A 24,889-nucleotide genomic window follows, 5' to 3' on the forward strand; every position below is an offset into this window, starting at 1 on the left:
GTATTTATGTAACAGGAGGAATGAAAACATGGCGGATATTGTGGTAGATACAAAAGGTCTGGCTTGCCCGATGCCCATCGTCAAAGCAAAAAAAGCAATGGACGGGATGCAATCCGGTCAAACCATGGAAGTACTCTCGACAGACAAAGGTTCTCTGAACGACTTCACTGCTTGGGTCAAGCAAACCGGGAATGAGCTGGTTTCCCATGAGGTTGAGAACGGTGTGTACAAATTTCTAGTGAAAAAGCTGTAGGGAGACAGGAGCGAGCACGTTTGGATGAAGCAGCTACCAGTTCGTGCAGTGCTCGCTTACTCCTGATTTTCATAAACGATACGTACGCCAAGGTGCGTATAGGTTTCTTCTTTGTAGTGGCCATTTGGGCATTGCTTTTCACTGAACAAGGCATTTTTGTGTGAGCGCAAAGGTTCTTGGCAGGTGGGGCACCGATGCTGAAAAATGGATTTGAAAAAACGAACCATTTAAATCACCTTATTCACAGTTATTTACTTGGGATTAATTTTACTTGAAGATGGTTCATTTGAAAAGAGGGTTGAGCATTCCGATGTGTTAGGTAGGAATGCGAGGAGGATATATGGACGTTTTATTGCTTCTGCTCATGGTCTCTCTCGGTTTTGTCGGTTCCTTTTTTTCCGGATTGCTCGGGATTGGCGGAGCGATCATCAGCTACCCGATGCTCCTGTTTATACCACCGGCACTAGGTGTGGCGCAGTTTTCCGCCCAGGAAGTTTCAGTGATATCGATGTTTCAAGTATTTTTCGCGTCACTGTCTGGCGTACTGGCTTTCCGCAAAAGAAACGGGAAAAACTCGCCCCTGATTCATAAAGGACTCGTCAGAGATATGGGTGTAAGCATCTTGGCAGGGAGCCTGATTGGTGCGGCCCTCTCTCAATACTTGTCGAATGAAAGCATCAATTTGGTGTACGGGATACTGGCGATCATCGCTGTGATTTTGATGCTCGTGAAAAACAGGGGAACAGAAGCGGCAGCAGGGGAAGTCACATATAACCGCTTCATTGCTGCTGGCGCTGCGTTTGCCGTGGGAATCGTATCCGGGATTGTCGGTGCAGGGGGTGCGTTCATCCTCATTCCGATCATGCTGACTGTATTGAAAATACCTACAAGGGTGACGATTGCCTCATCTTTGGCTATTGTATTCATCTCCGCAATAGGTGGTGTGATCGGGAAGCTGTCAGGTGGGCAAATTCCGCTTTTGCCCGTTTTGTATACGGTCATCGGAAGTGTTTTGGGGGCACCAGTGGGCAGTATGGTCAGTGCCAAGAGCGATGTGAAATATTTGCGGTATGGCTTGATCGTGCTGATCTGTGGAACGGCTATCAAGATTTGGAGTGACATTCTATAAGGAAAGATGCTTTTCGTAGCAAAAGCTTCTTTTGCCTATTTTTATGCCCATACAAGTATAAGTATTGTAAAGGAGCGTTCTTAGATGGAAAAACAAAAAGAAAAAACGACGATTGTGCTGTTCAGCGGCGACTTGGATAAAGCAATTGCAGCCTTTATTATTGCGAACGGTGCTGCTGCCTATGATCATGATGTCACGATTTTCTTCACCTTTTGGGGTCTGAATACCATGCGCAAGGACGAGATCGTGAAGGTAGAAAAGGGCTGGCTTGAAAAAGCGTTCGGTTGGATGATGCCAAGAGGCGCCAATAAGCTCGGGCTGTCTAAAATGAACATGATGGGCATGGGGCCAGAGATGATCAAGCATGTCATGAAAAAACACAATGCCCTGACGCTTCCTCAACTCATCGAGCTGGCTCAGGAGCAGGGAGTGAAGCTGGTCGCTTGTACGATGACGATGGACTTGCTTGGTCTCAAACAGGAGGAATTGCTCGACGGAATGGAGTATGCAGGTGTAGCCGCTTATTTGGGGGATGCCACACAGGCAAAAGTAAACCTGTTTATCTAAAACAGCTCGCGTAGGCGCTTCGCTTGACATTGCCTGTATTTCGCATAAGATACCTGTATGTAAGTAAGGTTGTTCCAAGATTATAAGTATGCCTTGTCGTGAAACAGGAGGAATTCATATGGATTACAACTACAGTGACGATATCAAAAGACGTTTACGCCGAATCGAAGGACAGGTTCGCGGTGTGCTGAAAATGATGGACGAGCAGAAAAACTGCAAAGACGTGGTAGCGCAGCTCTCTGCCGTTCGCAACGCTTCAGACAAGGCGATTGCCCAGATTGTAGCGGAAAATCTGCAACGCTGCTTGTTAGAAGAGCAGGCTGTTGGAGGAGACACGAGCAAGCTGGTGAAAGAAGCCGTAGAGCTTTTGGTCAAGAGCCGTTAAACCGATTTTGGAGAGGAGTTTCCTATGAGTTTTACTACGATTCTTTTGCTGATCGCCTACGCCATCATTATTTGGTATGTCATCTCTCGCTTTGTTCCTGTGAAAGGGTTGGAGAATCTCAAATCAGATCAGTTCAAGGAACGGGTCAACCAAAAAAGCAGGGTGCTGCTCATCGACGTACGCGAACCGCACGAATATAAAGCGGGTCATATTCCATCAGCGGTGAACATTCCTTTGTCTCAGCTCGACCAACGTGCAAAAGAAATTTCCAGCAAAAACGATATATTGCTGTACTGCCGGAGCGGGATGCGCAGCAAGCAGGCAGCAAAAATTTTAAAGAAACACGGCATTCCTCAGATGGCCCATCTGCAAGGCGGGTTCATTACCTGGCACGGTCCGACGAAAAAGAAGTAACAGCTAGCACCTGGTGTATGTGTGAATACCCGGGTGCTTTTTTATGCGATGAAAAAACAGGGTTGACATTTTGTTTCGTTGTAACTAAAATGATTACAACAAGGGCGATGCAGTAACGCCTATTCTTTTCGAGATAGTTGTAACTAATTCAGTTACAACTATCTCATACAAAACGGAGGGAATATCATCATGAAGATTGCAATTGTAGCAGCAAGCGGTAAAGCAGGTAAGGTGATTATGAAAGAGGCGTTGGATCGTGGCCATCAAGTGACCGCGATTGTGCGTGATGCATCCAAAATCGAGCAAGCTGACGTAGCTGTGATTCAGAAAGATGTGTTTGACCTGACAGCCGCAGATTTGAACGGCTTTGACGTAGTCGTGAATGCTTTTGGGGCACCAGCGGGCCAAGAACATCTGCACGTAGAGTCAGGGAAGGCTTTGATTGAAGCATTGAAGGGTGCTCCCTCTACACGATTGCTCGTTGTAGGTGGTGCAGGCAGTCTGTTTGTAGACGAAGCCAAAACACTGCGTCTCGTAGAAACTCCTGATTTCCCTAAGGCTTACTTGGCAACAGCGCAAAAGCACGGAGAGTACTTGCGTGTATTGGAAGAGTCAAACGGCATTCAATGGACCTATATCAGTCCATCTGCCTTTTTTGACCCAGCAGGGGAGAGAACAGGCACGTATCAACTCGGAAAAGACCATCTGCTAGTGAATGCTAGCGGACAGAGCTATGTGAGCTATGCCGACTACGCAGTGGCGTTGCTCGATGAAATCGAAAATCCGAAGCATCGCAATGAGCGCTTCACAGTGGGCTCCTAATCTCGATTTGGAATTAGGCTCCTGAACAAAAAGACCAGCTTCCTACTAAAGGATAGCTGGTCTTTGTTGTGTATCGAGATTATCTGCCAATCCCACCGACGAATGGGTAGGAAAACGGGCGTCCATTTAAGGAATAAATGATCCCTTTAATCGGGTAGTAGATCGCCATCAGTCCAAACACAATCAGGAACGGAATCCCAATCAACAAGAAGGTGAAGAACCAGGAAATAGCGATGAGCACCGTCATAATGATGTGGAAGAACAAAGCTTGCAGCGCCATATTTTTGGCGTCACGATTTTGTACGAGCAACCAGACAAGAATGGGCACAAGGATCGGTGCAAAAAATGTGCTAGCGTGCGTTATGACTTTTACACCTTTATAATCCATAAATAAGTCCTCCTTGATTAGATGTAAAACTGATCTACTGTCATTGTAGCGTATGGAAATCATTGAAAAAACCATCATGAGCGTGATTATTTGATCCGACTATAGACGGAGGAATTTTTATTTCCATTCGTTTACTGTTATAGTAGTAAGAAAATCTTTCGTTTTTGGTAGATAATTCGTAATGTTTTTTGGATATGATAAATGGATAAGCAAGAATTGAGAAGGGAGCATATAGACATGATGATCGATTGTCATCATCCATCCAGCATGAAGGATCGGATGATGTTCTTCTATAATTTTTTGCGGTCACCTGGCCAAGTAGGCAGTATTACTCCTAGCTCCCGTGCGCTTTGTAAACAAATGGTTGCGCCCATCGACTGGGAACAAGCACATACAATTGTGGAATTAGGAGCAGGAACGGGTATCTTTACGAAATGGATCGAGCAAAAGAAAAAACCGGAAGCGGTACTGGTATCCTTTGAAAAGGAGACCAAGATGCGCAAAAGGTTGGAACCACTATTTCCCGATGTACGCTTCCACGAAGATGCGGTAGATTTGAATCGGGTTCTTTCGGAAGCGGGATTGGGCAAGGCCGACTGTATTTTGTCGGGACTGCCATTTGCCAACTTCCCGCAAGAGCTGCGCGATCAAATTATGGATCAGGTATATCATGCGCTAAAACCAGGCGGAGTATTTGTCGCTTTTCAATATTCGCTGCAAATGAAAAAGCAGCTTTCCTCTGTATTTGAGCAAGTATCGGTGAAGATGGTTCCATTGAATCTGCCACCTGCCTTTGTCTACGTTTGCCGGAAGGATGATGGCAAGGGTGTCGGCTAGGAGGATTTCGAAATGATTGTCGATATGCTGTCCGAGTCTGTGGGTCAGTTTGGCTATTTTGCTCTTTTCTTTATGTTATGGCTAGGGATTGTCGGTATGCCGATTCCTGACGAGGTGATCGTGCTGTCTGCAGGAGTACTGACCTCGATGGGACTTCTGCATGTTTTTCCTGCATTTATTGCGACCTATTTGGGTGTCGTTTCTGGGCTGTCATTGGGATATGTACTCGGGAGATGGCTAGGTGCACCTGCACTGAACTGGATTAGTCGCAAAAAAGGAATGAACAAGTACGTAGATCAAGCGCAGTCGCTGCTCGATCGTTACGGAAGCTACGCCCTATGTATCAGCTATTTCTTTCCTGTCGTCAGGCATGTGGTTCCTTACTTGGTCGGGATCGGGAAAATGACGTTTCCACGGTACGCCCTGTTTTCGTACACAACCGGCTTTGTATGGACGCTGATCTTGTTTTTGCTCGGTCATTTCATGGGGAATAAGGTGGAGATGCTTACTTCCTATGTGGCCTTGTTGAATAATCGAACCGTGATTTTCTCTGCCTTAGGTGTACTGGTTCTCATTGCTGCTGCTTATTATGGATTTACTGTTTGGAGAAAACAAAAAAGCATGGCAGCTGTGTCACAGCCTTTGATGATCGATCGTGATCGACAAGAGTAATCCGGATGTAATAATAACGAACCCTCTGCGTAGAGCAGAGGGTTTTTGCGTATGTGCGGCACTGGCACAATGGATGGGCTTTGGATAGCGATTATGAGGTAGCCTTGTTTCTTCGAATGTTTCGCTGGCGCAGCCATTCCGGCAAGATGATTCCGAGTAAAATGATCACGACACCGCTCACTTGGAGTATAGAGACAGATTCATTCAGAATGACAAAGGAGGAGAGCACAGCCATAGGTAGCTCAGCTGCTCCTAATATAGCTCCCATCCCCGGTCCTATGTGGGGCATACCATAATTGAAAAAAACGGTCGGGATCAAAATACCGAAAAAGGCGAGTAAAAATACGTAGGGAAACAACCCGTCCAACAATGCTCCGTTGAATAGAAAAACGGGTGGGTAAATCAGGCTGGCCAACAGAAAAGAGCCAGTCGCCATGCTGGAGCTACGAATCCACGGATTAATAGCAATGGCGGTTTTCCCGCTGAACAAAATAAACAATGTAAAAGAAACGGCTGAGAGAAGACCGAATACGACACCCAGGATATGAAATTGGGCCAATCCGCCACTCTCAAAAATTCCTCCTGCAAGAAGGGTCCCTGTCAGCAGCAATAGGAGGGAAAAAATCGTCTCCTTTCCAGGCATCCGGCGAGTCATCACAGCTTCAATTAGTACGCCCATCCACGTGAATTGAAACAAAAGGACAATGGCGATCGAGGCTGGGATATATTGCAGGGCATTGTAGTACATAATTCCCGTCGAACCGACTGACAGACCTACGGCGACCAATACTAGCAACTGGCGAAGGGGAGGCTTGGTCCGCAGGAAGAAAAGAGCGGGTATCCAGGTCAGCACAAAGCCCAAAAACATTTGCCCACCAATTACCTCTGCGGGCGAATATCCTTGCTTGTAGGCAAGTTTTACGATGGTTGATAGTATGCCGTAACTACATGCTCCAAGAAAAACCAGGAGGATGTATCTCATCTGATGCATCTCCTCACATACGATAATAATTCTTAGCTAGGATATTACGACAGCGTCCGTTTGTCTATGGATGAAGAAGATTCCATTTTTGGTTCGAACAAAGGTTTATGTTTGATCCCAGCGGGAAATAGTGAAATGACACTATGTAATCGTACCCACTACAAATGGTGTAGCTATTTTGGTGAACAGCTTAGAAAAAAGGGGGAGGCTTGTGTACCTGAAGTGGAGGGATCGATTATTTTCCACATTTTTATTGTTGATTCTAGGTCCTACTATTCTTATTTGCTTCCTTTTTTATGAACAAGCCGAAGAGGCAGTATTTGAACTACACGAGACGAACATGGATGTGAATATCGGGCTCGTCGATGAAAGGCTTTTGTCTCTTTTTCAGTCTATCCAAAAGGATACCGATGAATTGGCGAATAGACTGTCCAGACGTATGACAGAGGGACCATCTTTTGTCGAAGGAAAAAAGAATGGCTTCAGGCGTGAATGGACATCGCAGGAACAAGCCGTCCAAAATTTATTCGAGCGTTTCTCCCGTAATCAAAATGTGGTAGGAAATATTGTTTTTCTCGGTGAGGATGGAAGAGTTTTCTCATTATACGAAGATAAGAGCTGGAATGCGGAAAATCAATTTCTGGAACGCGAGCCATGGGGAACCGGAGAAAACAGGGTAAATTTCCTTACCAAAAGGGAGCAAGAGGGGCGCCCAAAATCATTTTTTCTTGAGAAGCGCCTGGAGAGTTCGAATCCAAAAGCTGCGGGACTTTTAGTAGTGGAAATCAATCTGGATAAACTGACAGACTGGATCCGTACCTATGTCGTTCCAAAAGAGTATGGCATGATGGTCCTTTCCCCCTCCCGAACCATTATGATTCACACCGATAAAACAATGATTGGAAATCATGTTTCGGTGCTTCCTCATTATGAAATGGTACGCAGTCAGTGGGAACAATCTAATGAAAATGGACTCTTTTCCTTGCTCATCCAAGGCAAGGACATTTACGTATACCGTCAAGTATCTGAAAAAAGCGGGGGTGCTTTTTTTGAGTGGATGCCGAGAGATGGGATTAATGAACGATTACAACGATTGAACCTCATCTTTTTTTTCACTCTTTTTATCGTTGTTTTATTTGCCTGTTATGTGGCTCACCGATTATCAAAATGGATTGGTGAGCCGATCTATAGCTTGGTATCTGCCACTGACTCCTTGTTGAAAGGCGATTTTTCCGTACGTGTCCCGATACAGGGGATGAAAGAAATAACGCTGCTGGAGAATAAGTTCAACACCATGGCAGAACAGATGCATGCGTTAATTACCCGAGAGCGGGAGTATTCGCAACAGAGCCTGGATCAAATCGTTCGCAGCTTTTATTTAGCCGTAGAGATGAAGGACCCTTATACAGCAGGACATACAGAACGAGTTACGCACTATGCCCTTATCATTTACGATTATTTACAGAAACAGGAGCAGCTTGCGGTTTCACGAGATGATTTACGTTATGCTGGCTTAATGCATGATATCGGAAAAGTAGCCATTCCTGATCACGTCCTTTTAAAAACAGGAAAGCTATCGCCTGACGAGTATGAATGCATGAAAACTCATTCCATCATCAGTGGAAAAATTGTGGAGCAGATAGAAAACCTGTCTCATATCAGTCCAGGGGTACGGCATCACCATGAGCGATGGGATGGAAAAGGTTACCCTGGTCAGCTCACAGGGGAAGAAATCCCACTGATTGGGCGCATTCTTGCCGTTGCAGATACGTTTGATGCGATGACTTCTACGCGTTCCTATCGCAAAGCTATGTCCGCAAAAGAGGCGTACGAAGAAATTCTGCGATGCCAAGGAACACAGTTTGACCCCTCCATTGTTACGATTTTTAAGAAGGCTTTTGAGGATGGAGCTATTCAGATTACACAATCGGCGAATTGTAAGGGAAGAGTTAGTAAGGATAGAGAGATTTCCTAGCGCTGGATAGCTTTACTCCTTGCTATCGGCTACTAACTTTGGTATTCTAGTTCTACCGTGCTAGACGGGGAGGTTGCGGTGCCCTGTAACCTGCAATCCGCAATAGCAGGGTTGAATTCCTATCCTAGGTTTTCTTATGTGAGGCTGCCTTATGGCGGCGGTGTTGAGGAGCGGGTCCTGTGCAACGCGAACCCATGAACCTGGTCAGGTCCGGAAGGAAGCAGCCATAAGTGGATCATCGCGTGTGCCGCAGGGTAGCCTGCTCTGAGCTGCTACCATAAGTAACGCTCGGATAAGGATTATCGAAGATAGGTGCACGGTACTTATCACGCATGTACAGATAGCATGTTTCCGAAGGGAAGCATGCTATTTTTGTTATACGATCCAATTGTTTTTTGTTGGAATTTGGCGATAACTAGCGAAACATTTCCATGCTTTTCAGGTGGATAGAATGAAGGTTTTACGAGTATTTTCACGAATTTTCATAATAGGCGGAAAGGATTTCGGTTTCTTTCCTTTCAAAATACGTCATAGGCCAGGAGGGACAAGCAATGAGTGCACTTTCTTCGTTACATCTCGTTGGCTCGTCCGGTCGATTGCAGCGGTTCATGCATCAACTGCCTACTGCCGTTTTATTGGTGAATCAAGCGGGTAGTATCGTGGAGGTCAACGAACAACTGCTTCGTGTAACCGGATATTCACGCGATCAACTTGTCAAAAAGCCTTTCAACTCTCTTCTTCCCCATCGAGGTTCCATGGAGCACTTGTATGAGGAATATTTGCGAAAGGAAGAAGAAGTGGGAACCAAAGGTGAGGTCGAACTGGAATGGTGTGATAAACAGGGGAGATGCAGGAACACATCTGTCATGATCATGGTACAGCAAGCAGAAGAGCTTCTGTACATGATCCATTTTCCCCAACTCGCAAAAGAAAGCGATCAGCTTTTGTCGCAACGATTGCTGACCAAACTGACCTATGATACAAGCATGGGCTTATTTATCCTCGACGAGAAATCGATCATTATCGAAGCCAGTCAGACGGCGTGCAAGCTGCTGGGTATGGAGAGACTGGACGTCATCAATAAACACGTCGATCAAGTATTTAGCGGCATCCCCGAACCGCATCGGTTCATTAAAAAAGAACTGTTGGAAGGCGTGAAGCTGCAAAATGTCGCGACTTCCTGGACCAATGACAACCAACGCTATGAGCTGATTGTTGACGCAAATACACTCCAAGACGAGTCAGGAAAAACAGTAGGGGCGTTTATTCTTTTCAAAGACATTACAAACCTGCGATCCTTCGCCCAAAAGCTCGAGCGGAATGAACGCTTGGCGATGATCGGGCAAATTGCTGCGGGTACAGCACACGAGATTCGCAATCCCCTTACCTCGATCAAAGGATTTCTGCAAATGTTCCTCAGGTTATTCGGTGACAGCGGCATGGACAGGGAGAAAACGTACACCGAAATTATGCTCACCGAAATCAATCGCATCAATTCTTTAGTCAGTGAATTCCTACTATTGAGCAAGCCGCGTAATATTCAATATTCCATGGTGGACTTAAACACCGTTTTTGAGGAAATTTTGCCGATCGTCGAGTCACAGGCGAATCTGTACGGAATTGATGTCCAGTTTGCCTCTTGCGGTAAGCTTCCGATGGTCGTCGGGGATAACGAGCTATTGAAGCAAGTGTTCATTAATATCTGCAAAAATGGAATAGAAGCAATGGGAGAGCAAGGGTCGCTTCGGATTTCCCATCATATCGATCAGGATGGCGACAAAGTGAGTATCGATATTCATGATACAGGTCCGGGCATCCCGCTTTACATTATTGATAAGATTTTTGATCCGTTTTTTACGACAAAAGAGGAAGGGACAGGACTCGGATTGTCTGTCTGCCAAAAAATCATTCACGATATTGGCGGTCAAATCCGTGTCTCCTCCAAAGGGTTTGGGACGACCTTCCATATCATGCTGCCGTATTAGGAGTAAAATGCGTCCCGCACAATTGTGAACGGGGCGTTTTTTAAGTGAGGCATGTCCGTTAACTTTGTACGAACGGTGGCAATCGTGTATACTGAATAGGATATAGAAGAGGACTGTGCAGATGGGGAGTGTCACACGAACATGGCTTATACCGCGCTATACCGCGTATACCGACCGCAGACTTTTCAAGACGTAGTCGGACAAGAGCATGTTACGACAACCTTGCGTAATGCTTTACGCGAAAATAGGCTGTCCCATGCCTATTTATTCAACGGTCCCCGAGGTACGGGAAAAACAAGTGCAGCCAAAATTATGGCGAAAGCAGTGAACTGCGAGCAGCCCATAGATGGTGAGCCATGCAATCAATGCGATACGTGTAGAGCCATCTCCAACGGTTCTGTAACGGATGTGCTGGAAATCGACGCGGCATCCAACCGTGGTGTTGAAGAGATCCGCGACATTCGCGACAAAGTGAAATTTGCCCCGAGCGACGTCAGGTATAAAGTGTACATCATCGATGAGGTGCATATGCTGACGACAGAGGCATTTAACGCTTTGTTAAAAACCCTCGAAGAGCCGCCGTCCCACGTCATTTTTATTTTGGCGACGACAGAGCCGCACAAGCTGCCAGCGACGATTATCTCTCGTTGCCAGCGCTTTGATTTTCACCGAATTCCACTGAGAGTGATGGTCGATCTTTTGCAAAGGATTTGCCAATCACAAGGGGTGCAGGTGGAGGAGCAGGCCCTGCAGCTCGTAGCGAAGATGGCTGAAGGTGGAGCCCGTGATGCTCTTAGCTTGTTGGACCAAGCGATTAGCTATAGCAAGGACGAGGTTCGTGCTAGTGATATTATGCAGATTACGGGCACAGTTGCCCAATCTTACTTTTCTGTGCTTGCGCGACACATTGCCGAAAACGATGTTGCACAGGTCATGGAGCAATTTGATCAAGTCATGGTGCAAGGGAAGGACCCGGAGCAGTTCCTGCACGATTTCCTCTACTATTACCGCGATATGCTGTTATTGAAGACAGCGCCGCAGTTGGAAGAGATTGTCGAGCGGACCATGATTGATGATCAGTTTGCAGAGGTTGCAAAGCTGTACTCGTTTCCGGTGCTTTACGCAGCGATTGAGACCTGCAATCAGGCTTTGTCGCAATTAAAATGGTCGACCTATGCAAGGGTGCTGGTTGAACTGACCCTTGTCAAAATGTGCCAGCCTAATGCGAATGCGACGGAATCTATGGGAGCCTCACCCGTTAACAGCGAAGAACTGACCGCCATGTCTACTCGCATTCGCGTTTTGGAAGAGCGTTTGGCTCAAGTGATGCAAGGTCAGGTGAGCATTCCTGGCCAGCAAAAGGCCGAAGAAACCCGCAAGAACGAGCCAAGGCGCATAGCTGCGGCATCTGGTGGTTCACGAACCCCGATGAATAGAGTCAGGGAAGTCGCGAAAGCCATGGATGAGAATTTGACAAGACAGGTGCGCGGGCAGTGGAGTCAAATTTTGACCGAACTGAAAAAGATCAAGATCCAGTACCAGGCTTGGCTAGTCAATGGTCAACCGGTAGCAGCCGGCAATGAAGCTGTTGTCGTCACCTTCAACAGTGCCATCCATTGTGACAAGACGATGGAGGCAGAGCTTCGGAGCGTGATCGAGCGCGTTATGTCTACGGTGCTGGGCAGGCCCTTGCAGCTCTTGTCTGTCATGGAGGAAGAGTGGCAAAGTGTAGACCAGCAGGTTGGTCAAAAAGATGCTTCAGATGAGCCAGAAGAGGACCCGTTTTTGGCGGAGGCCATCAAGCTCGTCGGAGAAGGTCTTGTTGAAGTGAAAGACTAAATCATAACTCATAACCATTTAGGGAGGATACCTCAATGAAAAACATGCAGCAAATGCAACAAATGATGAAGCAAGTGAAAAAAATGCAGGAAGAAATGCAAAAAGCGCAAGAAGGCTTGAAAGATAGAATCGTGGAAGGCTCTGCTGGTGGCGGTGCTATCACTGTAAAAATCGATGGACATAAGCAAATCAAAGACATCGTGATCAAGCCGGAAGTAGTAGACCCTGAAGATGTAGAAATGCTGCAAGACCTGGTGCTCACTGCTGTGAACGATGCACTGCGCAAAGCAGATGAAATGGTAGGCAAGGAAATGGGCAAATTTACCGGAGGCATGAACATCCCAGGCCTGTTCTAAAAATTGGGCAGGAAAAGAGGAGTAGGCGATGTTTTATCCAGAACCGGTCTCAAAGCTCATTGATGGTTTTATGAAATTGCCCGGCATCGGTCCCAAAACGGCTGGGCGGCTTGCCTTTTTTGTGCTCAATATGAAAGAGGACGACGTGCTTGATCTGGCAAAAGCATTGGTCAATGCCAAGCGTCAGCTTCATTACTGCTCCGTTTGCAACAATATTACCGATCTCGATCCATGTCATATTTGTCGGGACAAACGTCGCGACGGCTCGATCATCTGTGTGGTGCAAGAGCCGCGAGACGTGGTAGCGATGGAGAAGACGAGAGAGTTTGAAGGGTATTATCACGTTTTGCACGGGGCGATTTCTCCTATGGATGGGATCGGTCCGGAGGATATTCGCATTCCCGACCTGTTGAAGCGCCTCGGTGACGAGCAGGTGAAGGAAGTCATTTTGGCGACCAATCCGAATATCGAAGGGGAAGCGACAGCGATGTACATTTCCCGGTTGATTAAACCTTTTGGCATTCGCGTGACACGTATCGCGCACGGCTTGCCAGTCGGTGGAGATTTGGAGTACGCCGATGAAGTGACGCTGACCAAAGCATTGGAAGGCAGACGCGACCTGTAAAGGAAATTTTCAAATATCATCCTAGAGTACGATAAAGATAGAAAAGAAGACGGGGTCTGCCTGTCTTTTTTTCGTTTCGAGAGGGGGATGAAGAATGCCGGTTATTCGTATGGAGTTTTTGATAGATGCGCCGCAACAGGTTTGCTTCGATGCTGCCAGAAGCATTGATTTGCATATGGAATCGACCGCCATCACGAAGGAGAGAGCGATTGGAGGAGTAACGAGCGGACTGATACATGTGGGGGAGACGGTTACCTGGGAAGCCATTCACTTTGGTATCAAGCAGAATTTGACGGTAAAAATCACTGAGATGGAGGAACCGCGCTATTTCGTCGATGAGATGGTTTCTGGCGCATTCAAACGGTTTCATCACACGCATGAGTTCATTCCGATATCGGACAATCAGACGAGGATGATTGATATTTTTGACTACACATCTCCGTTGGGTGTTTTGGGAAAGCTCACGGATTGGTTGTTCTTGGAGGCGTATATGACGCGTTTTTTGCGGACGCGTAATGAATATCTCAAGCAAGTAGCAGAAGCACAGATAAAAGCATTGCAATCTTGATAGAAATGCCGGACTTTTTTGAATGGACGAGACATACAGTGAAATAGGAGCGTGAGGAGATGCTGACAGGACCAGGACTGTCGCTTGCGAGTGGGGTACGGCGACAAAAGTCCACTCCATGGGCGATCATGCTGTTTATTGGGTATTGGCTCATGTTTGTTGCGGAGTTATCCATGATTCGTTTTCACAAGGGAGAAGACGGAAAGTGGGTCGCTACCACCGTCGGGCAACCGGAGGTATGGCTAGGATTACTTGCATTTGCAGTGACGGTATTTAGCTTCATTGCGACCGTTGGTTTCATTGTGAGCTTGCTAAGAGAAAGACAGCAGAAGACGTCATGGCTATGGAAATATGACGAGCTTACAGGGAATGATGTACTGCATATTGTAGCTTGGCTGCATGTGTTTCAAACGGGCGTACTGCTGTTGTACGGGTTTTTACTGGAAGGTACCTTCTTTTCCACCGGTACGATCGGAGGGTTATTGGAATCAGCTATTTTTCAACTGTTCCTGTTGATTTTGATTCCGCTGTGGTTTCGTGGGCGACTGGGGGAAATCGGCGTTTGCCGACCTGTACGACTTGGCCGGATGCTGTTGATGCTCGCTGCTCTGTTTCTTTTGATTGCACTAGTGCTGGATGCGGTGGTGACTAACCCTGTTGCGGACTGGTTTGGACTGTCTCTGTCATCAGAGCGAGAGCAGCAGATCGAAAAAGAGATTGTGCAGGCGAAAGAAACGGATATTTTGGCGGCGCTCACCTCACTTCTGGTCATTGGCATATTGGTTCCGATTGCGGAGGAGATCTTGTTTCGCGGCGTGATTCAGACTTATCTGGTCCAGAGAATAGGACCCGTTTTGGGTATCTTCCTGAGCAGTCTCTGGTTTGGGCTCCTGCATATGGATCTCGCTCTGTTCGCTCCGCTTTTTGTCATTGGACTTTTACTCGGATTCGTTCGACATCGGTACCAATCAATCTGGGGAGCTGTTTTGTTGCATGCAGTGAACAACATGACAGGGGTACTTTACTACTTTCACTGAGGGGGAAGCTTGCAGGTGAGTAGGTGGAGAAAAAAAGCGCGGTACGTGGTGGAATGGAATGAGGCGAGCCTGGATGCAGCTGTTAATCAGGCCCGAATGGACTGGCAGCATGCCCGTCATCTTGCGGAGATCAGTGAACCGGATGGCGGCTTGGATGATGTCATTTATTATTTGCATGTGACCGAAAAGCGGTATATGTATTTGCTCGCGCAAGCAAAGCGCGAGAGGAATCGCCAACAGGCATAGGAGGAAAGCCGATGACTACAGGGTGGGTTATAGCACTGATTGTAGTTGGAATTTTACTGGTGATTGCCGCCAGCAAATCTGTCACGGGCCCGATCAGGTGGATTGGATTTGGGATCATGCAAGTCGTAATTGGCGCACTACTGCTGTTTTTCACCAATTTGGTTGGGGAGTTGGCTAACTTCCACATCCCGATCAACCCGGTGACGGCTCTGCTCGTCGGACTTCTCCGTTTGCCTGGATTGGCTGCGTTGATTGTCATCAAGCTATGGGTTATGTAAAGGCATATCGATTCGGTTATCCATCGGTAAGCAAAAATGCAACGCCGCGATCCTCGTATTTCACCCGGCTACGACTTGGCTGACGAAAGGAAGCAAGGAGGGCGAGGAGGCGTGGCAGCGCGACGATCAACGTTCCGGTGATCAAGGTGAGCGCGTATCCTTCTGAAAGCCACACATAAGCTCCGGCTGCTATCGCCATACTTCCCACGATTACCGTCAGCTCACTGCCCCGATAGACAGATAGCGGGATGGGAAGCGGATAGCCTGCACCCCACCACGGAGAGACGAGCATATCAGCAGTTGTCTTTGGCTTATGGCCGCGCAGCAGGGCATACAGTCGAAACAAGACCAAATGACAGATCGGTATCACGGGTAGAATCGCTAGCGTCACAATCAGCGTATAAGCGGGTACTTGTAGCATGAATGAGTGCAAAATAAGGGACAAGCCTATTAACAACAGTTGAAAAAGGTAGCCGACGAATCGCCAGCGAAAACGATAGAGCAGCTTGTAGCTATAGATCGTATGGGTGGCGGTTTCCTTCATGAGAAGTCACTTCCTTTTACAGCGGTCTGGATGAATGAAAGTCTGCGTTTTCATTATCGCACAGTCGCAAATCTTGAGAAAGCTCATCCAACAAATGAAACAAGCCGTTTGTCTAGCCTGATTAGACTGACGGCTTTTTGTTATGGGCAGGATAAAAGGAATGAAATGGGAACCGATTCGTTGGGGCGTGAGGAGGAGGAAAGAATAGCGTGAGGCTATGGGTCATTTCAAAGGAGGTCGTAGCCAGATTCGGGAAAGAGCTCGGAGCATGTGGAATAGAGCTGGTTGTTTGCAGTACAGATGCCATACAAGAAGGCGCCAATGGATTTCTGCTGACAAAAGAGAGTGATGGCAAGTTTTTGCAGGAAAGGATGCAACAGCTGGGAACAGGGCCATGGCTCACACTTGTCTACGGAAGCGACGTTCCATACGACTGGGCGAATACTTTACATACCCAATATGAGCACACAGGAGAGTATGAGGTCATTCGCATGGCGCTATTTACCCGCGATCGTGCTTTGCTTGGAGGGGAACCCAATGGGAGTTGGATGCGGTACCTCTGTAAGCAGCTTGCTCGCTACTCACTAGTGACCATGGTATGCGGGATACGCGAAGTGGATGAAGCGCTTCGGCAATTGCCTCGCTATTTGGCGTGGAAGGAGCAGTTTTACATCGAACTTGGTGCCAGCTGTGATGAGAAAGGAATTTCTCTGCTCCAAGTCAGTCGCGCGCTGAGTATGGATAAACGAGTCGGTCAGGGGTGGCTCTACCCTTCCCGCGAAGACGATTCCCTCATAGTTCGATGGCTCGAAAAAGAATGCAGGCTCGTTCTACAAAAAGCGAATATACAGCGGATCGCACTTTGGGGAGAGGATTCGCTATGGGAGCATATGCCTTCCGACTGGTTGGCTGAAAAAGAGGTTGCGGTGTACACGGGGGAGGACAAGCCAATTCCGAACAAAAGGATGACGGGTTGGACTTTATGCGATTCGTGGCAGGACGCTGTAAAGGACGCGGATTTGCTCGTGATCGGGAATACCGCAGGAACGACCATTGCTGAGCTGCCGTTACCCGAGCTGGTTTACGGGATGAGGCAGTCCTACGTCATTGATGCGGCAGCTTGCTTCCCTGTGCAAGAAGCCCAGTCCTACTTCCAAGCCTACCGAGCTATCGGCGAAAACACGAACGTTTGGGAATGATGCTGATTATAATGGGGTATAATGGTTGGTATATTGAGGAAAAGGGCAGGCGTTTTCACTATGGAAAAAGTTGCTCAGCGATGTATCGTCTGTGAACAAGAGCAGAATGACGGAATCGCCATTTGTGAGCAGTTTATCTGTCAGCGGTGCGAACAGGAAATGGTCAATACCGATGTACAGGATGAAAAGTATCCGTTTTTTATTCATCAGATGAGACGCATTTGGTTGCGAAAAGATGCGTGAAGAAAGAAGGCATCGGTGCATTCCGGTGTCTTTTTTTTGCTGGACTCACGTGTGTCCAAATCATGCTAAAATAGGGGAATAAAAATAAAGGACGTGAGTCGCGCGTGTTGGAGAGAGATGTTGAATTTCGGGAGCGACAAAAGCGTGCGCCCCTTTATGAACAGCTTGAACGGCACGCCAAGCATCGGCCGCATCCGTTTCATGTGCCAGGACATAAAATGGGCCATAGCTTTGACAACCATGCCAAAAATCGCTTTCAAGACATACTGGAGCTCGATGTAACGGAAATTAGCGGAACAGATGACCTGCATCAGCCACAGGGCGTCATTGCAGAAGCGCAGGATTTGGCGGCGCAAGCCTTCCATGCGGAACAGACCAAGTTTTTGATCGGAGGAAGTACAGTAGGAAATATCGCCCTCATCATGACGGTATGTCGGCCGGGCGACAAGATTCTCGTACAGCGCAATTGCCATAAGTCTGTATTCAACGGCATTATGATGGCGAGAGCAACTCCGATCTTTTTAGTACCTGCCGTCGATTTGGCAACAGGAGTCGCTGCGGGTGTAAGGCGCGAAGATGTAGAGCGTGCGCTGCTTGCACACCCCGATGCCAAGGCAGTGTTTTTGACGAATCCAACCTACTATGGAATGGGTATCGATTTGGCGAAAATGGCGGCTACGGTCCATCGGTTTGACGCACCGCTTTTGATCGACGAAGCTCATGGTGCCCACTATGGGTTCCATCCTGCCTTTCCGCGTTCTGCCATGCAGGAAGGTGCGGATGCTTCGGTCCAATCGACACACAAAATGGGAACGGCGATGACGATGTCCTCGATGCTGCATATACAGGGGGAGCGGATTGATCGTGAACGGCTGTTCCGTCATCTGGCCATGCTTCAGTCTTCCAGCCCGTCGTATGTGCTGATGGCTTCACTCGATTTAGCCAGACGTCATCTGGTGTTGGAGGCGACCGAAGAGTGGAACAAATTGTTGCCGCTTTTGGACAAGTTTCGGGAGCGACTCGATCGACTGGACTGGCTGGATTGGCCGCGACTGTCCACGAACAGCGTATACGCTACGCTTGACCCGTTGAAACTGTTTTTCCATTTGCGAACGTCTCAATTCAGTGGATTTGAGTTGCAGCAATGGATGGAAAAGCACGGGATTTTCTCAGAGCTGGCGGATGACTCTCATGTACTCCTCGCAGCCTCGACAGGAACATCCTCTCGTGATCTGGATGCATTGTGGAGACTGCTTGAATCGATGGCGCCACAAGTAGAGCCGGGAGAGGAGCGCATTCTTTTGACGGGAGTCGTGTCTTCCCATTATTTGCGTGAGCAGGCACTGCCGATGCATGAAGCCGTTGACTGCCCAAGGGAGTCGATTCTTTTGGAGCAGGCTCTGGGACGAATTGTGGCAGAGATGGTGATTCCATATCCGCCAGGGATTCCGGTGCTGGTGCCAGGCGAGCGGATCGATGAAGAAAGTCTGGCGATGCTGAAGGAATTGGCGAGAGGACAAACGCGATTCCATGGCGTACAGGACGACCAGCTACAAACGATACAGGTTTTACGATAATCTAAGCAACTGGCCTGCTACAACAGGGGTGGAAGGAGTATGGAAGTGGCAACAGGAAAAAAAGGCCGATTTATTACGATAGAAGGCGGAGAAGGGGCCGGGAAATCCACCGTCATCGCCAAGCTGTACGAAGAACTGAAAGCACGGGGAGTCGATGTGCTTTTGACTCGTGAGCCCGGTGGAATTGATATCGCCGAAAAAATTCGGGAAATTATTTTGAATCCGGCCCACACGCAGATGGATGAAAGAACAGAGGCTCTCTTGTATGCGGCAGCACGTGGCCAGCATTTGGCGGAAAAGGTGTTACCTGCTTTGGCAGAGGGCAAGCTGGTACTATGCGACCGTTTTATCGACAGTAGTCTCGCCTATCAAGGACATGCGCGGGGATTGGGCATTGAGGCTGTCTACCAGATTAACCGATTTGCTGTCGGCGACTGCATGCCGGAATTGACCTTGTTCTTTGATGTACAGCCCGAAACCGGATTGGCGCGGATTAATGCCTCCCGTGGACGTGAAGTGAATCGTCTCGATTTGGAAGGGATGCGTTTCCATGAACTCGTTCGGGAAGGGTATCAGCTGGTTATGGAACGCGACCCGAAGCGCTTTGTCGTCATTGATGCCGAGGAGCCGATGGAACAAGTATATGAAGCTGCTTTACAGGCACTGCTAGATCGATTGTAAGGTTGGCAGTACCGCTAGAAGATGTACATGCTGTATAATATGTTTAAGCGAAATAACGTACCAAGCCTACGTGTTTTTCATACAATGAAGAAGTCAATTGGGTATTGATCATGGGAGAAAGGGTGATAGCCGATGAAAATGGTAGTTGCGGTCGTCCAAGATAAAGATAGTGGTCGTCTGTCTCAACAACTGGTGAAAAAAGGGTTTCGTGCTACGAAGCTGGCTAGTACGGGTAGCTTTTTACGCGCCGGTAACACAACTTTTTTGATCGGTACGTCTGACGAAAGCGTGCCGGAAGTAATCGACATCATTGCGCATAATTGCAAATCCCGCAAACAAATGGTCACTCCCGTCTCTCCACTCAGTAATGCTGTAGACTCGTTCATGCCATATCCGCTGGAAGTACAGGTGGGTGGTGCGGCAGTATTCGTATTGGATGTCGGAGAGTTCCACTCATTTTAACGTGGTTCCTTCTCTCTTTTTTCGCAACTTTCGTATATACTTGATCTCACGGGGATAAACCCTGTATTGGATCGGGCGACGGAGGTGGCGATATGAAAATCAGTGATGGGTTACGGCCTAAACTGGACTTGATTAAAACGACGGATTCACGCAAGAATCCTCAACTGGAAAAGCTGAATTTTGGCACGATGATTCAAGGAGAAGACGAACGCATGTCTCAGGAGAAGCTTACCCGGCTACTGACAGACATAGACAGGCAGGGACAGATTCTTGCTCGTTCCCGCGCCGTTCGTGACTTCTATGCTTATAAAAATCTCGTCAAGCAGTTCATGGAAGAGGCTGTGAAGTTCGGCATTGCCTTAGACGATAGACGAGGAATGAATCGGCGTGGCCGCAGCAGGCTGTACAAAATCGTCAAAGAAGTGGATGCAGAGCTGCTCAAACTGACAGATGAGCTCTTGAGCGAGCAGGCGCCAACGATTGATTTGTTAGCCAGGATTGGCGAAATCCGCGGCATGTTGATCAATTTGTATTTTTAGTGGGTGTGAAACCATCATGACATGGACCCGTTTTTCTCAGCAGCCACGAGCACAGGAACTGCTGTATCATAGTTTGCGCAACGAACGACTGGCACACGCCTACTTGCTGGCGGGTCCCAAAGGTTCAGGTAAAAAGCAGATGGCCCTGCATCTGGCGAAGTCCCTTTTTTGTTCAGAAAGGGAGGCAGACGCCTGCGGGGCCTGTGTTACATGCAGGCGCATAGAGGGTGGCAATCACCCGGATGTGTTGTTTATTACGCCTGATGGGGCTTCTATTAAGATCGACCAGATCCGTTCGCTGCAAAAAGAAATGGCGATGCGCGCCGTCGAGTCGTCACGCAAGGTATATATCATTGAGCACGTCGATAAAATGACGACACAGGCTGCCAACAGTCTGCTCAAATTTCTGGAGGAACCGCCCGCTGGTGTACTGGCCCTGCTTTTGACAGAGCACAGCCATGCGATTCTTCCTACAATTTTATCCCGATGCCAAATTGTTCAATTTTCACCACTTTCTGCGGAATCGATTGCGGAAAAGCTGCGTGCAGAGGGCGTTTTGGCGGGAATGGCGCAGGTTGCTTCCCACATTACGACAAATGTGGAAGAAGCCATGACACTCAGCCAATCAGAATCGTTTGCACAGCTAAGAAATCTAGTGATACAATTGGTGCAGGAGTGCAAACAGCGCAATTCATCTGCACTCTTAACGATCCATGATATGTTGCAAAAGAGCGACAAAAGTAAAGAGGAACTACCCCTCTTTTTAGATTTGCTCATCCTTTGGCTGCGCGATATCCTGTATTTGCAAGTAGGCAGGCATGCCCATCTCATTAACAGCGACCAACAGGATGTGCTGCAAGGACAAGCACTGGTATGGACAAAAGCTGAGCTCTTGCGCGGGATAGATTTGGTCATGGAGACGAAAAATCGGATAGAGCGAAATGCCAACGCACAGTTGGCTCTTGAGCGGTTGGTTCTTCAATTCCAGGAGGGATAACCCTTGTACGAGGTTGTTGGGGTCCGCTTTAAGAAAGCGGGCAAAATATATTACTTCGACCCTGACCGACTGCCGATTGAGCAAGACTGCACCGTCATCGTTGAAACGGCGCGAGGGGTCGAATTTGGTAAGGTCGTCATTGGCAAAAAAGAAGTGGCTGAGTCTGATGTCGTCTTGCCGCTGAAAAAGGTCATTCGGATGGCAGACGAGCGAGATGCTAAACAGGTGGATGAAAACAAGCAAGCCGCCAAGAATGCTTTTGCTGTATGTCAGACGAAGATCAAGGAGCACAAGCTCGATATGAAGCTGGTCGATGTGGAATACACATTTGACCGCAACAAGATTATTTTTTATTTTACCGCTGACGGCAGGGTTGATTTCCGTGAGCTGGTGAAAGACCTCGCCTCCGTATTCCGTACCCGGATTGAGCTTCGCCAGATCGGTGTGCGTGACGAAGCCAAAATGCTCGGCGGGATCGGGCCTTGTGGCAGGTTGCTTTGCTGTTCGACGTTCCTCGGCGATTTCGAGCCTGTCTCGATCAAAATGGCCAAGGACCAAAATCTTTCGTTGAATCCAGCCAAAATCTCTGGTCTGTGCGGCCGGTTGATGTGCTGTTTAAAATACGAGAACGACAACTATGAAAGCTCGAAGGATGAGATGCCGGACGTTGGAAAACTGGTCACCACCCCGATGGGGAATGGACGAGTCGTTTCCGTAAACGTACTTGATCAATCTGTCCAAGTGGAGCTTTCAATCGACAAACGCGTCACCGAATTCGGATTGGATGAGATTGCGATAGGTCTCCCCACCTTTGAATAAAGCGTGGGGGTAGGGGAGAGGTGAGCTAGTGGACAAACGGGAAATCTTCGTCAAGATGGCGAGCATTGAAGAACGTATTGGTGACCTTTATAAAGAAATTGGTGAACTGAAAGACGTCATCGTTGTTTTGATGGAGGAAAACGCCCAATTACTCGTTGAAAACCAGCACCTTCGCAACCGACTAGACAGGAAAAAGACCGGCTCCCAAGCAAAACAAAAGGGAACAAGCCCTGTCGCGAAGGAAAAAGCCAAAAAGGCAGTGGTCGGAGAAGGATATGACAACCTCGCCCGTTTGTACGCGGAAGGATTTCATATCTGCAATGTGCATTTTGGCAGCCTGCGAAAAGAAGGGGATTGCCTGTTCTGTCTCTCATTCCTGAGCGGCGGCCCTCAAAAATAAGCGGTGAGTAACCAGCACCACATGAAAAAGCGACCTGGGCCACGTGTCAGGTCGCTTTTTTCCGGATAGGAATAATAAGACAAGAACAAAAGGGAGTACGAGCCGTAGATGGAACCTGTCAGCAACGTGCCGCTGTATGAAACAGAGCGCATCGATGATTTATTGACACATGAAATGAAAATAATCCAGAGCCACGAAGTGTTTTGCTTTTCAATGGACGCGGTTCTTTTGGCGCGATTCGCATCGGTGCCAAAGCGCGGAAAAGTATTGGATATGTGCACGGGCAACGGAGCTATACCGCTCATTATGACCACGCGTACGCCGGAAGCCAGTTTTGATGGAATCGAAATTCAAGAGCGTTTGTTCAGTATGGCGAGCCGCAATGTGACATTGAATGGTTTGAACGAACGAATTACGATGCATCACGGCGATGTGAAGGATGCAGTGTCGTTGTTCGGGCACGGGAAGTACGATTTGATCACATGCAATCCGCCGTATATGCCTGCGACGAGCGGGGAGAAAAACATCAGCGAGCACTTTGCGATTGCCCGTCATGAAATTATGCTGTCCTTGGAGGATGTCATTCGCGTGGGGAGTCAGTTGCTAAAAACCGGTGGGAAGCTGGCGCTCGTACATCGATCCACACGTTTGATCGACATCGTTTCGCTTATGCGCCAATACGGCATCGAGCCGAAACGGATGCGTCTGGTTTATCCGCGTAGGGAAGCAGAGCCGAATATGGTTCTGATCGAGGGAATAAGGGGTGGAAAGCCGGAGCTGAGAATTCAGCCGCCGCTGATTGTGTATGAAAATGGAGAGCAATACTGTGAAGAGCTACAGGAAATCTATTATGGCAGACGAGATTCCCTCGAGTAAGAGTCACTATGTCTACATCCTGTCTTGTGCGGATGGGACACTCTACACCGGATATACGACAGAGCTGATCCGTCGCTTGGCTGCTCATAATGAAGGAAAGGGTGCCAAGTATACGAGAGGCCGCGGGCCAGTGGAGCTGCTCTATTGGGAAGAAGGAGCAGACCGTTCCTGGGGTCTCAAGCGTGAAGAGAGCATCAAACGATTAACGCGCAAGAAAAAAGAAGAATTGATTGGAGGGGCCTCCGAATGAATGTGCAACGCAGTTTTGCGTCAGAAGAAGCAGGAGTCCTTTATTTGGTGGCTACACCCATCGGTAATCTCGATGATATCACGGTGCGGTGTCTAAATACGTTGCGTGAAGTCGATGTCATCGCGTGTGAAGATACGCGCCAGACGAGAAAGCTGCTGAATCATTTTCAGATCGAAAAACGTACGGTCAGCTATCACGAGCATAATAAGGAAGCAAGTGGGAATGGGTTGTTGCAGTGGCTTGCCGAGGGCAAGAAAATTGCCTTAGTGAGTGACGCTGGCTTGCCGGCTATTTCCGACCCGGGTGCGGAGCTGGTACGAGATGCGACCGCAGCGGGATTTCCTGTCATCCCCGTTCCAGGTGCCAATGCGGCATTGACAGCGTTGATCGCTTCCGGTCTTCCCACGGATCGATTCGTATTTTGCGGATTTATGGGTCGCGAAAACAAAGAAAGACGCGAAGAGCTGGAACGACTGAAGCGATATCCAGAAACGCTGATTTTTTATGAAGCTCCCCATCGGGTGGAAAAGACGCTTGCTGCCATGCAGGAAGTGTGGGGGAATCGGCGAGCTGTCCTGGCAAGAGAGCTGACAAAGCGCTACGAGGAATTTGTGCGTGGGACGTTGGACGAGCTGCTGGAATGGCTCAGAAGCGGCGAGGTGCGCGGTGAGTTTTGTGTCATTGTCGAAGGGAACACCGGTCCCCTGGAAGCGGAAGCTGATGATACCTGGTGGCAGTCGCTGAGTATCGTGGAGCACGTGGATCATTACTGCGCACAAGGCATGGGGAAAAAGGAAGCCATCAAGCAAGCAGCCGATGATCGGAACGTATCCAAACGAGATGTTTACAACGAATATCATCGTGAATAGAAGGTAATGAGTGAGCAAAGCTGGCCGATACGGTCGGCTTTTTTCTTTTCGTCATGTCGACAGTGTATGTGAATA

32 protein-coding genes and 1 other RNA gene are annotated in these 24,889 nt (G+C 48.2%); 30 read left to right on the top strand and 3 right to left on the bottom strand.

Translation table 11 applies throughout. The annotated features are described in order from the left end of the window. Positions 1-28: 28 nt before the first annotated feature. The 6 genes from FB479_RS27955 (at position 29) to FB479_RS27980 (ending at position 3,570) form a co-directional block, all read left to right on the top strand. Positions 29-253 (top strand): sulfurtransferase TusA family protein, encoded by a 225-nt coding sequence (locus tag FB479_RS27955; RefSeq protein WP_007719853.1) that lies wholly within the window; start codon positions 29-31, stop codon positions 251-253. Between the two features lie 340 nt (positions 254-593). Next, positions 594-1,382 carry a sulfite exporter TauE/SafE family protein gene (locus FB479_RS27960; protein ID WP_106657003.1) on the top strand — a complete coding sequence of 263 codons (789 nt, stop codon included), beginning with the start codon at positions 594-596 and terminating at the stop codon, positions 1,380-1,382. An 84-nt stretch (positions 1,383-1,466) separates the two neighbouring features. Next, positions 1,467-1,949 (top strand): DsrE/DsrF/DrsH-like family protein, encoded by a 483-nt coding sequence (locus tag FB479_RS27965; protein ID WP_142067453.1) that lies wholly within the window; start codon positions 1,467-1,469, stop codon positions 1,947-1,949. A 118-nt stretch (positions 1,950-2,067) separates the two neighbouring features. Then, on the top strand, positions 2,068-2,334 hold the full coding sequence (locus FB479_RS27970; RefSeq protein WP_106657004.1) for a metal-sensitive transcriptional regulator: 267 nt from the start codon (positions 2,068-2,070) through the stop codon (positions 2,332-2,334). Positions 2,335-2,358: 24 nt separating this feature from the next. Continuing rightward, positions 2,359-2,748 (top strand): rhodanese-like domain-containing protein, encoded by a 390-nt coding sequence (locus FB479_RS27975; RefSeq protein ID WP_142067454.1) that lies wholly within the window; start codon positions 2,359-2,361, stop codon positions 2,746-2,748. 189 nt (positions 2,749-2,937) lie between these two features. Continuing rightward, entirely contained in the window at positions 2,938-3,570 is a 633-nt protein-coding gene (locus tag FB479_RS27980) for an NAD(P)-dependent oxidoreductase (RefSeq protein WP_106657006.1), read from the top strand. A 79-nt stretch (positions 3,571-3,649) separates the two neighbouring features. Here the strand turns inward: FB479_RS27980 and FB479_RS27985 are convergent, their stop codons facing one another. After that, a complete protein-coding gene (locus FB479_RS27985; protein WP_069852527.1) occupies positions 3,650-3,958 on the bottom strand; it encodes a DUF4870 domain-containing protein in 309 nt (102 codons plus the stop codon). Positions 3,959-4,195: 237 nt separating this feature from the next. Here FB479_RS27985 and FB479_RS27990 point away from each other — a divergent pair, with 237 nt between their 5' ends. Continuing rightward, complete coding sequence (locus tag FB479_RS27990) at positions 4,196-4,795, top strand: class I SAM-dependent methyltransferase (RefSeq protein ID WP_142067455.1); 600 nt, start codon at positions 4,196-4,198, stop codon at positions 4,793-4,795. A gap of 12 nt (positions 4,796-4,807) precedes the next feature. Then, positions 4,808-5,467 carry a DedA family protein gene (locus tag FB479_RS27995; RefSeq protein WP_142067456.1) on the top strand — a complete coding sequence of 220 codons (660 nt, stop codon included), beginning with the start codon at positions 4,808-4,810 and terminating at the stop codon, positions 5,465-5,467. Between the two features lie 91 nt (positions 5,468-5,558). Here the strand turns inward: FB479_RS27995 and FB479_RS28000 are convergent, their stop codons facing one another. Continuing rightward, complete coding sequence (locus tag FB479_RS28000; protein ID WP_106657009.1) at positions 5,559-6,449, bottom strand: EamA family transporter; 891 nt, start codon at positions 6,447-6,449, stop codon at positions 5,559-5,561. Positions 6,450-6,660: 211 nt separating this feature from the next. On the opposite strand from FB479_RS28000, the gene FB479_RS28005 reads away from it, so the two are divergent. The 10 genes from FB479_RS28005 to FB479_RS28050 all read left to right on the top strand — a co-directional run bounded on the left by FB479_RS28005 (position 6,661) and on the right by FB479_RS28050 (position 15,358). Further along, complete coding sequence (locus FB479_RS28005) at positions 6,661-8,424, top strand: HD domain-containing phosphohydrolase (RefSeq protein ID WP_106657010.1); 1,764 nt, start codon at positions 6,661-6,663, stop codon at positions 8,422-8,424. A gap of 55 nt (positions 8,425-8,479) precedes the next feature. Continuing rightward, positions 8,480-8,744: signal recognition particle sRNA large type (gene ffs, locus FB479_RS28010), an RNA gene on the top strand. Positions 8,745-8,975: 231 nt separating this feature from the next. After that, on the top strand, positions 8,976-10,409 hold the full coding sequence (locus FB479_RS28015) for a PAS domain-containing sensor histidine kinase (RefSeq protein WP_106657011.1): 1,434 nt from the start codon (positions 8,976-8,978) through the stop codon (positions 10,407-10,409). 141 nt (positions 10,410-10,550) lie between these two features. Then, the gene (gene dnaX / locus FB479_RS28020; protein ID WP_106657012.1) at positions 10,551-12,248 is read left to right on the top strand and encodes a DNA polymerase III subunit gamma/tau; all 1,698 of its coding nucleotides are present in this window, start codon (positions 10,551-10,553) and stop codon (positions 12,246-12,248) included. 44 nt (positions 12,249-12,292) lie between these two features. Further along, positions 12,293-12,604, top strand: a complete 312-nt coding sequence (locus FB479_RS28025) for a YbaB/EbfC family nucleoid-associated protein (protein WP_041749751.1) — start codon at positions 12,293-12,295, stop codon at positions 12,602-12,604. A 28-nt stretch (positions 12,605-12,632) separates the two neighbouring features. Further along, positions 12,633-13,229, top strand: a complete 597-nt coding sequence (gene recR / locus FB479_RS28030; RefSeq protein ID WP_012683846.1) for a recombination mediator RecR — start codon at positions 12,633-12,635, stop codon at positions 13,227-13,229. Between the two features lie 94 nt (positions 13,230-13,323). Continuing rightward, positions 13,324-13,797 carry an SRPBCC family protein gene (locus FB479_RS28035; protein WP_142067457.1) on the top strand — a complete coding sequence of 158 codons (474 nt, stop codon included), beginning with the start codon at positions 13,324-13,326 and terminating at the stop codon, positions 13,795-13,797. A 59-nt stretch (positions 13,798-13,856) separates the two neighbouring features. Continuing rightward, a complete protein-coding gene (locus tag FB479_RS28040; RefSeq protein WP_142067458.1) occupies positions 13,857-14,834 on the top strand; it encodes a CPBP family intramembrane glutamic endopeptidase in 978 nt (325 codons plus the stop codon). 15 nt (positions 14,835-14,849) lie between these two features. Beyond that, positions 14,850-15,080 carry a DUF2508 family protein gene (locus tag FB479_RS28045; protein ID WP_106657015.1) on the top strand — a complete coding sequence of 77 codons (231 nt, stop codon included), beginning with the start codon at positions 14,850-14,852 and terminating at the stop codon, positions 15,078-15,080. An 11-nt stretch (positions 15,081-15,091) separates the two neighbouring features. Then, entirely contained in the window at positions 15,092-15,358 is a 267-nt protein-coding gene (locus FB479_RS28050; protein ID WP_007719887.1) for a pro-sigmaK processing inhibitor BofA family protein, read from the top strand. Between the two features lie 16 nt (positions 15,359-15,374). Here the strand turns inward: FB479_RS28050 and FB479_RS28055 are convergent, their stop codons facing one another. Beyond that, positions 15,375-15,902, bottom strand: a complete 528-nt coding sequence (locus FB479_RS28055; RefSeq protein ID WP_142067459.1) for a hypothetical protein — start codon at positions 15,900-15,902, stop codon at positions 15,375-15,377. Between the two features lie 209 nt (positions 15,903-16,111). On the opposite strand from FB479_RS28055, the gene FB479_RS28060 reads away from it, so the two are divergent. The 12 genes from FB479_RS28060 (at position 16,112) to rsmI (ending at position 24,814) form a co-directional block, all read left to right on the top strand. Next, entirely contained in the window at positions 16,112-17,101 is a 990-nt protein-coding gene (locus FB479_RS28060; protein WP_142067460.1) for a Rossmann-fold NAD(P)-binding domain-containing protein, read from the top strand. A gap of 60 nt (positions 17,102-17,161) precedes the next feature. Beyond that, positions 17,162-17,344 carry a sigma factor G inhibitor Gin gene (locus FB479_RS28065; RefSeq protein ID WP_007719893.1) on the top strand — a complete coding sequence of 61 codons (183 nt, stop codon included), beginning with the start codon at positions 17,162-17,164 and terminating at the stop codon, positions 17,342-17,344. 104 nt (positions 17,345-17,448) lie between these two features. Then, on the top strand, positions 17,449-18,921 hold the full coding sequence (locus FB479_RS28070; RefSeq protein ID WP_142067461.1) for an aminotransferase class I/II-fold pyridoxal phosphate-dependent enzyme: 1,473 nt from the start codon (positions 17,449-17,451) through the stop codon (positions 18,919-18,921). A gap of 39 nt (positions 18,922-18,960) precedes the next feature. After that, on the top strand, positions 18,961-19,602 hold the full coding sequence (gene tmk, locus FB479_RS28075) for a dTMP kinase (RefSeq protein ID WP_106657019.1): 642 nt from the start codon (positions 18,961-18,963) through the stop codon (positions 19,600-19,602). 132 nt (positions 19,603-19,734) lie between these two features. Next, the gene (locus FB479_RS28080) at positions 19,735-20,064 is read left to right on the top strand and encodes a cyclic-di-AMP receptor (RefSeq protein WP_007719896.1); all 330 of its coding nucleotides are present in this window, start codon (positions 19,735-19,737) and stop codon (positions 20,062-20,064) included. A 92-nt stretch (positions 20,065-20,156) separates the two neighbouring features. Then, positions 20,157-20,603: a YaaR family protein gene (locus FB479_RS28085; RefSeq protein WP_007719898.1), complete on the top strand. Its 447-nt coding sequence runs from the start codon at positions 20,157-20,159 to the stop codon at positions 20,601-20,603. A gap of 16 nt (positions 20,604-20,619) precedes the next feature. Then, positions 20,620-21,600, top strand: coding sequence for a DNA polymerase III subunit delta' (gene holB / locus FB479_RS28090; protein WP_047074446.1), 981 nt, complete (start codon positions 20,620-20,622; stop codon positions 21,598-21,600). Between the two features lie 3 nt (positions 21,601-21,603). Continuing rightward, on the top strand, positions 21,604-22,419 hold the full coding sequence (locus FB479_RS28095; protein WP_012683857.1) for a PSP1 domain-containing protein: 816 nt from the start codon (positions 21,604-21,606) through the stop codon (positions 22,417-22,419). Between the two features lie 28 nt (positions 22,420-22,447). After that, positions 22,448-22,819 (top strand): DNA replication initiation control protein YabA, encoded by a 372-nt coding sequence (gene yabA, locus FB479_RS28100; RefSeq protein ID WP_012683858.1) that lies wholly within the window; start codon positions 22,448-22,450, stop codon positions 22,817-22,819. A 108-nt stretch (positions 22,820-22,927) separates the two neighbouring features. After that, positions 22,928-23,695: a tRNA1(Val) (adenine(37)-N6)-methyltransferase gene (locus FB479_RS28105; RefSeq protein ID WP_106657020.1), complete on the top strand. Its 768-nt coding sequence runs from the start codon at positions 22,928-22,930 to the stop codon at positions 23,693-23,695. After that, positions 23,670-23,945, top strand: a complete 276-nt coding sequence (locus FB479_RS28110; RefSeq protein ID WP_007719905.1) for a GIY-YIG nuclease family protein — start codon at positions 23,670-23,672, stop codon at positions 23,943-23,945. The genes FB479_RS28105 and FB479_RS28110 overlap by 26 nt, the downstream gene beginning before the upstream one ends. Beyond that, the gene (gene rsmI, locus FB479_RS28115) at positions 23,942-24,814 is read left to right on the top strand and encodes a 16S rRNA (cytidine(1402)-2'-O)-methyltransferase (RefSeq protein ID WP_106657021.1); all 873 of its coding nucleotides are present in this window, start codon (positions 23,942-23,944) and stop codon (positions 24,812-24,814) included. Before FB479_RS28110 ends, rsmI begins: the two co-directional genes overlap by 4 nt. The last annotated feature ends 75 nt before the right edge of the window (positions 24,815-24,889 follow it).

The sequence above is a fragment of the Brevibacillus sp. AG162 genome (assembly GCF_006715575.1).
Taxonomy (GTDB): Bacteria; Bacillota; Bacilli; order Brevibacillales; family Brevibacillaceae; genus Brevibacillus; species Brevibacillus brevis.

Bases quoted from the DNA above. Each gene is read 5' to 3' on its own strand.
- FB479_RS27955 (WP_007719853.1), top strand. From the start codon at position 29: ATGGCGGATATTGTGGTAGATACAAAAGGTCTGGCTTGCCCGATGCCC.
- FB479_RS27960 (WP_106657003.1), top strand. From the start codon at position 594: ATGGACGTTTTATTGCTTCTGCTCATGGTCTCTCTCGGTTTTGTCGGT.
- FB479_RS27965 (WP_142067453.1), top strand. From the start codon at position 1,467: ATGGAAAAACAAAAAGAAAAAACGACGATTGTGCTGTTCAGCGGCGAC.
- FB479_RS27970 (WP_106657004.1), top strand. From the start codon at position 2,068: ATGGATTACAACTACAGTGACGATATCAAAAGACGTTTACGCCGAATC.
- FB479_RS27975 (WP_142067454.1), top strand. From the start codon at position 2,359: ATGAGTTTTACTACGATTCTTTTGCTGATCGCCTACGCCATCATTATT.
- FB479_RS27980 (WP_106657006.1), top strand. From the start codon at position 2,938: ATGAAGATTGCAATTGTAGCAGCAAGCGGTAAAGCAGGTAAGGTGATT.
- FB479_RS27985 (WP_069852527.1), bottom strand. From the start codon at position 3,958: ATGGATTATAAAGGTGTAAAAGTCATAACGCACGCTAGCACATTTTTT.
- FB479_RS27990 (WP_142067455.1), top strand. From the start codon at position 4,196: ATGATGATCGATTGTCATCATCCATCCAGCATGAAGGATCGGATGATG.
- FB479_RS27995 (WP_142067456.1), top strand. From the start codon at position 4,808: ATGATTGTCGATATGCTGTCCGAGTCTGTGGGTCAGTTTGGCTATTTT.
- FB479_RS28000 (WP_106657009.1), bottom strand. From the start codon at position 6,449: ATGAGATACATCCTCCTGGTTTTTCTTGGAGCATGTAGTTACGGCATA.
- FB479_RS28015 (WP_106657011.1), top strand. From the start codon at position 8,976: ATGAGTGCACTTTCTTCGTTACATCTCGTTGGCTCGTCCGGTCGATTG.
- dnaX (WP_106657012.1), top strand. From the start codon at position 10,551: ATGGCTTATACCGCGCTATACCGCGTATACCGACCGCAGACTTTTCAA.
- FB479_RS28025 (WP_041749751.1), top strand. From the start codon at position 12,293: ATGCAGCAAATGCAACAAATGATGAAGCAAGTGAAAAAAATGCAGGAA.
- recR (WP_012683846.1), top strand. From the start codon at position 12,633: ATGTTTTATCCAGAACCGGTCTCAAAGCTCATTGATGGTTTTATGAAA.
- FB479_RS28035 (WP_142067457.1), top strand. From the start codon at position 13,324: ATGCCGGTTATTCGTATGGAGTTTTTGATAGATGCGCCGCAACAGGTT.
- FB479_RS28040 (WP_142067458.1), top strand. From the start codon at position 13,857: ATGCTGACAGGACCAGGACTGTCGCTTGCGAGTGGGGTACGGCGACAA.
- FB479_RS28050 (WP_007719887.1), top strand. From the start codon at position 15,092: ATGACTACAGGGTGGGTTATAGCACTGATTGTAGTTGGAATTTTACTG.
- FB479_RS28055 (WP_142067459.1), bottom strand. From the start codon at position 15,902: ATGAAGGAAACCGCCACCCATACGATCTATAGCTACAAGCTGCTCTAT.
- FB479_RS28065 (WP_007719893.1), top strand. From the start codon at position 17,162: ATGGAAAAAGTTGCTCAGCGATGTATCGTCTGTGAACAAGAGCAGAAT.
- tmk (WP_106657019.1), top strand. From the start codon at position 18,961: ATGGAAGTGGCAACAGGAAAAAAAGGCCGATTTATTACGATAGAAGGC.
- FB479_RS28080 (WP_007719896.1), top strand. From the start codon at position 19,735: ATGAAAATGGTAGTTGCGGTCGTCCAAGATAAAGATAGTGGTCGTCTG.
- FB479_RS28085 (WP_007719898.1), top strand. From the start codon at position 20,157: ATGAAAATCAGTGATGGGTTACGGCCTAAACTGGACTTGATTAAAACG.
- holB (WP_047074446.1), top strand. From the start codon at position 20,620: ATGACATGGACCCGTTTTTCTCAGCAGCCACGAGCACAGGAACTGCTG.
- FB479_RS28105 (WP_106657020.1), top strand. From the start codon at position 22,928: ATGGAACCTGTCAGCAACGTGCCGCTGTATGAAACAGAGCGCATCGAT.
- FB479_RS28110 (WP_007719905.1), top strand. From the start codon at position 23,670: ATGGCAGACGAGATTCCCTCGAGTAAGAGTCACTATGTCTACATCCTG.
- rsmI (WP_106657021.1), top strand. From the start codon at position 23,942: ATGAATGTGCAACGCAGTTTTGCGTCAGAAGAAGCAGGAGTCCTTTAT.